This window comes from Vibrio sp. 10N.261.46.E11 (assembly GCF_041472735.1).
In the GTDB taxonomy this organism is placed as follows: domain Bacteria; phylum Pseudomonadota; class Gammaproteobacteria; order Enterobacterales; family Vibrionaceae; genus Vibrio.
The window spans coordinates 2,837-12,074 of sequence record NZ_JBFRQW010000083.1 but is presented as its reverse complement, the minus strand read 5'-3'; the positions used below and the strand labels follow the sequence as shown (position 1 = coordinate 12,074).

8 protein-coding genes are annotated in these 9,238 nt (G+C 44.4%); 2 read left to right on the top strand and 6 right to left on the bottom strand.

Translation table 11 applies throughout. The annotated features are described in order from the left end of the window. Positions 1-54: 54 nt before the first annotated feature. Positions 55-426: a YijD family membrane protein gene (locus AB4407_RS20310; protein ID WP_004736696.1), complete on the bottom strand. Its 372-nt coding sequence runs from the start codon at positions 424-426 to the stop codon at positions 55-57. Next, entirely contained in the window at positions 426-1,067 is a 642-nt protein-coding gene (fabR, locus tag AB4407_RS20305) for an HTH-type transcriptional repressor FabR (RefSeq protein WP_010438693.1), read from the bottom strand. The genes AB4407_RS20310 and fabR overlap by 1 nt, the downstream gene beginning before the upstream one ends. Before the next feature lie 327 nt (positions 1,068-1,394). Between fabR and sthA the strand changes: the two genes are divergently transcribed. Then, positions 1,395-2,795 carry a Si-specific NAD(P)(+) transhydrogenase gene (sthA, locus tag AB4407_RS20300; protein ID WP_009848252.1) on the top strand — a complete coding sequence of 467 codons (1,401 nt, stop codon included), beginning with the start codon at positions 1,395-1,397 and terminating at the stop codon, positions 2,793-2,795. Between the two features lie 106 nt (positions 2,796-2,901). On the opposite strand, the gene dinF is transcribed toward sthA, so the two are convergent. The 4 genes from dinF to AB4407_RS20280 all read right to left on the bottom strand — a co-directional run bounded on the left by dinF (position 2,902) and on the right by AB4407_RS20280 (position 6,451). Further along, positions 2,902-4,257, bottom strand: coding sequence for an MATE family efflux transporter DinF (dinF, locus tag AB4407_RS20295; RefSeq protein WP_372121778.1), 1,356 nt, complete (start codon positions 4,255-4,257; stop codon positions 2,902-2,904). A 140-nt stretch (positions 4,258-4,397) separates the two neighbouring features. Then, positions 4,398-5,276 (bottom strand): class I SAM-dependent methyltransferase, encoded by an 879-nt coding sequence (locus AB4407_RS20290; RefSeq protein ID WP_372121777.1) that lies wholly within the window; start codon positions 5,274-5,276, stop codon positions 4,398-4,400. 97 nt (positions 5,277-5,373) lie between these two features. Beyond that, positions 5,374-5,994, bottom strand: a complete 621-nt coding sequence (lexA, locus tag AB4407_RS20285; protein WP_009848249.1) for a transcriptional repressor LexA — start codon at positions 5,992-5,994, stop codon at positions 5,374-5,376. A 94-nt stretch (positions 5,995-6,088) separates the two neighbouring features. Beyond that, positions 6,089-6,451: a diacylglycerol kinase gene (locus AB4407_RS20280; protein ID WP_139686114.1), complete on the bottom strand. Its 363-nt coding sequence runs from the start codon at positions 6,449-6,451 to the stop codon at positions 6,089-6,091. Between the two features lie 219 nt (positions 6,452-6,670). On the opposite strand from AB4407_RS20280, the gene plsB reads away from it, so the two are divergent. Beyond that, positions 6,671-9,094 carry a glycerol-3-phosphate 1-O-acyltransferase PlsB gene (plsB, locus tag AB4407_RS20275; protein ID WP_372121776.1) on the top strand — a complete coding sequence of 808 codons (2,424 nt, stop codon included), beginning with the start codon at positions 6,671-6,673 and terminating at the stop codon, positions 9,092-9,094. The last annotated feature ends 144 nt before the right edge of the window (positions 9,095-9,238 follow it).

The following is a 9,238-nucleotide window of genomic DNA, read 5'->3' as shown; positions in this document are numbered from 1 at the left end:
TCTTAAGTGAACGGCATTAAGCCAATTGGCTCGTTTTTTTATTTATACGTTGGTTTAAGCAGTTTTACCGATAAAGCCTAGTTTCTTACCTACCCATGCAAGAAGCAACATCGCGACAATAATCGCGAAGAAGTTTGAGCCAGCGTCTGGGTGTTGTGCTTTCACGAAAGCCGAGTGGCCAAATGCACCCACGAAGAAACAAGCTAAACCTACTAGTGGGATATCTTCAGATACAGGGTTAGTTAGGTATTCTTGGTAAAGCGCTTGTACAGCCAACACTAAAGCAATCAGCGGGAAAATAGAGAAGCCCACTTCGCTCATTGTTACCCAAGATAACAGTGCATCACCACACACACCTGCTACAACAGCAAGTACGAGTGTCTTTCTTTCAGAACCACGGTTTACAGTATTATTTTCATTCGACATTATTCAATCCCGCCTTTTAATCGGTTACGTTCACGTTCTTTACGATACCAAAAAGCTCCTTTGGCCATCATTCGCAATTGCATGATCAAACGCTCAGCCAATTCATCTCGCTGACGTCGATCTAAATCTAATGCTTCTGCCCCTGAGTTAAAAACCAAGATGACGGAGGCTTCCGCTTGAGTAAAAGCTTCGTCTCTTGTCATTCCTGTTGTAATCAAATATTCGGTTAACTCAGCAGAGAAATGCTGTATCTCACGAGCTACCGCTGCACGAAACTCAAATGAAGTTCCTGAGCGCTCCCGCAATAACAGTCTGAATACGTTTGGGCTGCTTTCAATGAATTCCATAAAGGTTTCAACCGATGTGCGAATCACGCTGCCTTCTTTTACTATGCGTTGCCTAGCTTGACGCATCAACTGACGCAACAATAAGCCACCTTCATCGACCATGGTTAAGCCAAGCTCATCCATGTCTTTGAAATGGCGATAAAAGGAAGTCGGAGCTATTCCAGCCTCACGAGCGACTTCTCTCAAGCTTAGATTAGAAAAACTACGATCGGCACTGAGTTGGCTAAATGCCGCATCGATTAAGCTACGACGAGTTTTTTCTTTTTGCTGTGCGCGAATGCCCATTGGTTTCATACTTTATCAACATCTTCTTTTACAGCCTAAACAGGCATGTCTAATACTCTATTCAATATAACGCGAATCACTTACTTATATAAGGCACTCTGGTTATATAAGACACTAAACACACCTCTTTGTTCACGTATCGAAGTAAATACGTTCAAAGAAAACATTTCAATATCCGCACCGTCATTTGGAGACATACGACATACCAAATATTATTTTTTCAGTAGCATGACGTGATCTCACCGACTCTCTGATGCCCTTTTCATGTACCCAAGAACAGAATCAGTTAAAATCTCGCTAAAGCAATGTTAATCAAATATAACAAGGAAGATATCTATGTCGCACTCCAACCACTTTGATGTAATCGTAATTGGTAGTGGCCCCGGAGGAGAGGGGGCAGCGATGGGATTAACCAAAGCCGGATTGAACGTTGCTATCATTGAAAAAGAGAGCAGCGTTGGTGGTGGTTGTACCCACTGGGGGACCATTCCTTCCAAAGCACTGCGTCATGCCGTAAGTCGTATTATTGAATTCAACAGTAACCCTCTGTTTTGTCAGAACAATAAAAGTATCCACTCAACATTTTCCAATATTCTGGGGCATGCTAAATCGGTCATCGACAAACAGACTCGCTTGCGCCAAGGTTTCTACGATCGCAACCAATGCACGTTAGTCTTCGGTACTGCACGTTTTATCGATACCCACACGATCTCCGTAATGCAAAGCGACGGTACTGAAGAACACTACAGCGCAGACAAATTTGTTATCGCGACAGGTTCTCGTCCTTATCAGCCAGACAACGTCGACTTCATGCATGAACGTGTCTACGACAGCGATTCGATTCTTTCTCTTAAACACGATCCTCAGCACATCATCATCTATGGTGCTGGTGTTATCGGCTGTGAATATGCCTCTATATTTCGCGGTTTAGGCGTTAAAACCGATCTCATTAATACTCGCGATCGCCTGTTGTCCTTCTTAGATAACGAAACCTCAGATGCACTTTCTTACCACTTCTGGAACAGTGGCGTTGTTATTCGTAACGATGAGACCTTTGAGAAAATTGAAGGAACAGATGATGGTGTAATCATTCACCTAGAGTCAGGTAAAAAAATGCGTGCCGATTGCCTACTGTATGCCAATGGTCGAACGGGTAATACTGATAAACTGAACCTTGGTGCGGTTGGCTTAGAAGCGGACTCTCGTGGACAAGTATCAGTCAACAGCAACTACCAAACCAGTGTTGAACATGTTTACGCTGTCGGTGATGTGATTGGGTATCCTAGCCTAGCAAGTGCTGCTTATGACCAAGGTCGATTTGTGGCCCAAGCTGTAGTGAAAGGTGAAGCAGAACGACACCTTATCGAAGACATCCCAACAGGTATCTACACCATTCCTGAGATCAGCTCTGTCGGTAAAACCGAGCAAGAGCTTACTGCAGCTAAAGTGCCGTATGAAGTGGGACGTTCTTCATTCAAGCACTTAGCTCGCGCTCAAATTGCAGGTAAAGATATTGGTAGCTTGAAGATACTTTTCCATCGTGAAACTAAAGAGATTTTAGGTATCCACGTGTTTGGTGAGCGTGCCGCTGAAATCATCCATATCGGCCAAGCGATTATGGAGCAGAAAGGTGAAGCAAATACCATCGAGTACTTTGTGAATACTACCTTTAACTATCCGACGATGGCCGAGGCGTATCGCGTCGCAGCGCTTAACGGACTTAACCGTTTGTTCTAAACAAAGAACCAACAGGACTATTTGACCACCTGTAGGCCAAATACATAAACAGCAAGCCATGAGCTTGCTGTTTTTATTTTTTGTTCCCTGAACTAAGCTATGTAAGCTAAGCGAGAAACTCTCCTTTCTTCCACTGAGAAACAAACAACACACCAAGACCAATGCCACGCATCGCCATAAAGCTCAACATTGCTAGCCACAGCGCATGGTTTTCTAAACCTGAGGCCAAGTAGAAAATTACAAAGAAGCTGCAGGTCGCCACGAACATGCTATTGCGCATATCCTTGCCCTTGGTTGCGCCCACGAAGATACCGTCCAGCAAGAAGCACCACATTGAAACCAGTGGCATTGCGATCAACCAAGGCAGATACACCTCAGCTTGGCTTTTTACATCTGGGATGGTGGTGATCATATTAATTAGATTAGACCCAGCGATCGCGAACACTATGGTTAGAACCAAACAAATATTGAAGCTCCAGAAGAAGGTACCAATCAACGACTGATTTAATTCATCTTTATCTTTCGCGCCTATCGCTTTACCGACCATCGCTTCCATTGCGTAGGCAAAACCATCCATCCCATAAGAGATTATCATCAAGAAGCTCATCAACACCGCATTGGCTGCGACAACATCATCGCCAAAGCTTGCGCCTTGGAAGGTCATGAAAGTGAAAGTCGCTTGTAGGCATAGTGAACGAAGGAAGATATCGCGATTCAGTTTTACGAAACGACTCAAACCTTGGCTGGTTTTCTTAAGCAGCTCCCATGGCGATGGTAACTGCTTCTTCACCCAGATTCGGTAAACACAAATCAGGCCAAATGTTAAACCAGCATAATCAGCCATTACAGATGCCAATGCTGCGCCTTCCACTTGCCAGCCGAGGCCAATCACAAATACAATATCGAAAACGATGTTGGTGATATTGGTGATGATCACCATCCACATTGGCGCTTTAGCATTTTGGGTTCCGAGCAACCAACCTAAAATTACAAAGTTAGTTAGCGCAGCAGGTGCACTCCATGCTCGGATAGAGAAATATTGCTGACCATAGTGTTTCAGTTGGTCACTGGCACTACTCAGAGAGAAAACCGCATCCGCAACAAAGCTATGCAATAGCAAGAAGAAACCAGCAAACCCTAGTGCCATGGTCACGCCTTGCACAAAGACTAAACCAAGTTGCTTGCCATCGTTCGCCCCATAAGATTGCGCGGCCAGTCCCGTCGTCGACATTCGTAGGAAACCAAGCAACCAAAAGGTCACGCTGATCATTGTGCCACCCAGCGCCACACCACCTAAATACCAAGAATGTTCCAGATGACCGATAACCGCAGCATCGACTAAGCCCAACAGTGGAACCGTAATATTAGAAAGAACCATCGGGATCGCGAGCAACAGCACTTTTTTGTGCATCGCCTGATTGGATAACGTTTGAAAAATAGTTTGGGGATTAAATAACTTCACGATCACCTCTTAGATTAGAGGCGATAGTTTAACCTAGTGAGTGGGCTTTCACTATGGTGTGGGGGGCGCTTGCCTTTTATCTATAACGAATAGCTATAACGAGGCAAATATTCAGATACCTGCCAACAGAGCCGCTAGCACTACCACTTAACAAGCACTAACTGTGGCGTTAAACGCTTTTTGACCTGAGAGATCTTACACAATAATCGCTGCCACAATTTCCAACGATTGCATTGCTGGTCTAGGGGAGAAAACGCTTTTACCCATTGCGTCCATGGCAGCCAATTAAGAACGCTGTCTACCGGAGAAGATAGGCCATGCGCATACTTTCCAGAACCGAGCTTTTGCCCAAGAGCGCTAGAGCTTTTATCTCCAGCTAATACTAAACACGCATGTGCATGAGTAAAGTAGCGGCTGAGAGACTGAATAAAGTTCGCCGTCTGTTGTTCATTACAATCCAGCAAAGCATGTTCACATACCACCATCACCGACGCTTGCTCTGGGATGTTAAGTTCATCTAACCAAGTTAAGTCATCAACAGAGCCACACTCCAAACGATAGCGTTCATTTTTGTGGAACAAACGTTGTCGCCAAAGCAGATTCTCGGTCACATCGAGCTCAACCCAATGACAGCGGCCATTATCTAAACGGTAGAAACGGGTGTCGAGCCCAGCCCCAACATTGATGATCCAAGCATCTGGGTTGTGAGATAGAAATTGTTGAACTTGAGAGTCACAAAGTTGAGTCAGTGTTGCGTAGAGAAGTTGTTGCTGATCGAGCTCACCAGTAAGACATTCTGGTGCGAGCTGGCAACGTTTGCAGGCTTGAGCTGCGATAGGATCATAAACGAGACCGTCATCGGCTAGGCTTTCACGACTACGAAACCAAAGATGTTGAACGAGATTGGTCGGAACTTGGAATTCTTGATGTGCAGACCCGAGATCAGAAGAAGCCTTTTGATCATAGGTGTGCGACTTACGAATAAGCGGCTTCATTTGAGGTTTGGTTGGGTTTGGCATCATCATCTTCCTTGTATCTCAACAAAGAAGATGATAATGAATATCAATTACAATAACAAGTTATTGAGAGTAAATATCAATAAGCTGTTTGCACTGACTACATCCAGTCCGTGTTACGAATAATACCAACCGCAAGTCCTTCAATAGACAAGTGTTGAGATTCTAGGTCGACATGGATAGGAGAAAACTCTTCATTTTCAGCGTGTAACAGCACCGTTGAACCTTTACGTTCTAGGCGTTTTACCGTTACATCATCATCGACACGAGCCACGACAACTTGTCCATCACGCACGTCTTGTGTTTTATGCACGGCCAGTAAATCACCATCCATAATACCGATGTCTTTCATACTTTCGCCATTTACGCGAAGTAAGAAGTCAGCTTGTGGCTTAAACATACCGGGGTCAACTTGGTAATGCATTTCTACATGCTCTTGAGCCAAAATAGGCTCGCCAGCGGCAACCTGACCGATTAATGGTAAACCTTGCTCTTCGTTCGCTGCATCTTCAAGCAAAATACGAATACCGCGAGACGCACCCGGGATAATCTCAATCGCTTCTTTACGAGCAAGAGCTTTCAAATGTTCTTCTGCAGCATTTGCAGAGCGGAAGCCAAGTTCACGTGCGATTTCTGCACGAGTCGGTGGCATACCGCAATCTTCGATCTTACTTTTGATAAGGTCAAAAACTTGTTGCTGGCGGGGCGTTAACGGCTTCATGATTCACCTGTCTTTTTATACAGTTGACTGTGAGTATATCCAGTAACTGAACAAAAGCAAAGCAATTGGTTGTTTTTAGTTCATTTTTAGCGAATTACAAAAATAAGATCTCTAACCACACGTAACCAGCTAATACTAAACAGATAAAAACGGCAGCTGAGCCAACATCTTTCGCCATCCCAGAAAGCTCATGATGTTCGCTACCTATTCGGTCAACGACCGCTTCAATCGCGGTATTGATCAACTCGACAACCATCACCAACACGACGGCTGAAATCATCAAGATTCGCTCAACTTGGTTTACATCTAAGTAGAACGCCAACGGAATAAGCACTGCGGCCATGAAGACTTCTTGTCGAAATGCAGCCTCGTTTTTAAACGAGCTCGTGATACCTTGCCATGAAAAGCCCGCCGCTTTGATGATACGTTTGAATCCGGTGTTTGATTTTTTGGTCATTTTTAACCCTATACTCAATCAGTCGATGAATGATTTTCCACAAACTTAACGGCAATATGACTATTTCCATTAAAAGGTTAGACCAGTTTCTGGTATTCTTGCATCGATTAAATTTACGCCTAGGCTTATCCCTATTTCACTCATAGGATTTATCCTCTCATTATAGAAATAGAGATACGCTTGAGCACATTGAAATAACTATTGAGGCAGTGAACCTATATGTCTTCTGGACAATCTTTTTCACGTTCATTAATGAAGCTACCTTTATCCCTATTGGTAAAGAGCACATCAATCCCTTCAAACCCTGTAGAGGATTTGAACATTGATTTGAGCAAACCGATTGTATACGCCTTACCGTTTCGCTCAAGTGTCGACATTCTTACATTGCAAAAACATGCACTTGAACTAGGGTTGCCTGATCCATTGAGCAAACTTGAAATCAATGGCAAATCACTGCAACGCTACGTTTTTATCTCTTCTCGCAAAACTCTACTGCAAGACGATGATTATGTACCAAGCTCATCAATTGAAGTCTTCTCTGAACTGCTTTCACTGCATGCAGAAGACTCTGAGCTCGACATTCAAGTTATCCCTGCCACCGTATTGTGGGGTCGTAAACCTGGTAAAGAGAATAACCAGAAGCCTTACCTACAAGCAATGAACGGCTTAGAGAAATCGAAAGCTGTATTGCTAGCAGGTCGTGACTGTCTGGTTCGCTTTAGCCCAGTGGTATCTCTACGATACATGGCTAACTCACACGGTACCGACAGCACCATCGCGCATAAACTGGCGCGCGTGGCACGCATTCACTTCTCTCGTCAAAAGCTTGCAGCATCGGGGCCAAACCTACCAAGCCGCCAAGCTCTGTTCGACCGCCTGCTAAAGTCAGAAGCAATCAAAAAGGCGATAGAAGATGAAGCTGAATCAAAAAATATTTCCATAGAGAAAGCGAGCAAAGAAGCTCAAGACATCATGGACGAGATCGCAGCTAACTTCTCTTACTCGCTAATCAAACGCGGTGAAAAGATTCTTGGTTGGTTGTGGAATAAGTTGTACCAAGGCCTGCATATCAGCAACGCTTCAACCGTTCGTAAGCTGGCTCAAGATGGCCACGAGATCGTTTATGTACCTTGTCATCGTAGTCACATGGATTACTTACTGCTTTCTTATGTACTTTATCATGAAGGCATGGTGCCTCCGCACATCGCAGCAGGTATCAACCTGAACTTCTTCCCTGCCGGCCCTATTTTCCGTCATGGTGGTGCGTTCTTTATTCGTCGTAGTTTCAAAGGCAACAAGCTTTACTCAACGATTTTCCGTGAATACCTAGCCGAACTGTTCGCTAAAGGTTACTCAGTAGAATACTTCAGTGAAGGTGGTCGTTCTCGTACGGGTCGTCTATTGCAGGCGAAAACCGGCATGCTAGCGATGACAATCCAAGCCATGCTGCGCGGCATGAACCGTCCGGTGACTTTGGTTCCTGTATACATCGGCTATGAGCACGTAATGGAAGTCGCGACCTACGCGAAAGAACTTCGTGGTAAGCGTAAAGAGAAAGAAAACGCGAGCCTAGTGATTCGTACGATTCGTAAGCTGCGTAACTTTGGTAAAGGCTACGTGAACTTCGGTGAGCCAATTCAGCTTAACCAATATCTGAACGAACATGCTCCTGAGTGGACTAAAGATATCGACCCAATGGGAACCAGCAAACCACAATGGATGAACCCGGTGGTTAATGACTTGGCAACCAAAATGATGACGCACATTAACGATGCGGCAGCGACCAATGCCCTGACTCTTTGTGCAACGGCACTATTGGCTTCAAGACAGCGCGCATTGTCTCGTGACTCTTTGGTTTCTCAGATCAACTGCTACCTGTCTTTACTTAAGAATGTGCCTTATTCAGATACATTCACAGTGCCTAAAGACAGCGCTGAAGACTTAGTAAAACACGCAGAGTCATTGAACAAGTTCTTAATTGAATCAGACACTATGGGCGACATCATTTCACTTGATCGTCACCAATCGATTCTGATGACCTACTACCGTAATAACATCATTCACTTGTTTGCATTGCCATCATTGATCGCTCAGATGACCATTCGTCAGCACGGTTTATCAATCGACGCTATTCAAGAAAATGTTGCAGCTATCTACCCATTCTTAAAGAAAGAGTTGTTTTTAAGCTACGACGAAGATCAGCTTGAAAGCGTGGTTGCGAACATCATCAATGAGCTAGTCGGTCAAGGCATGCTTGTTGTGTCGAACAACCAAGTAACAATCAACCAGTCAAACAGCCAAGCACTGATGCTACTAGGCCGTACGATTTCAGAAACGCTCCAGCGCTACTCGATTGCTCTGAACCTATTGGCAGAGAATCCTGATCTAGATAAGTCAGACCTTGAGCAGAAGAGCCAAGACATCGCACAGCGACTTGGTCGCCTACAAGGTATCAACGCACCGGAGTTCTTCGATAAAGGCGTGTTTGCGTCGATGTTCGCAACTCTGAAACAGCAGCAATATCTGGATAACGATGGTAACTGTGATTTAGAAAAGACTCAGCAATTCGCTAAACTTCTCTACTCAATGCTTTACCTTGAAGTACGTTTGACGATTCAAGAGAGTATCCACCAAGCAGAATAATCTCTTGGTTAGCATTCACTTTAATCACTAGACTGAACACGATCAAAAAAGGCACCCAATGGGTGCCTTTTTCTTTAGCGTTCGTTTACTTGTAAAGCTAATACCAATCACAGTAAGTAAGTGATCAAACATAGCGTAGAAAAA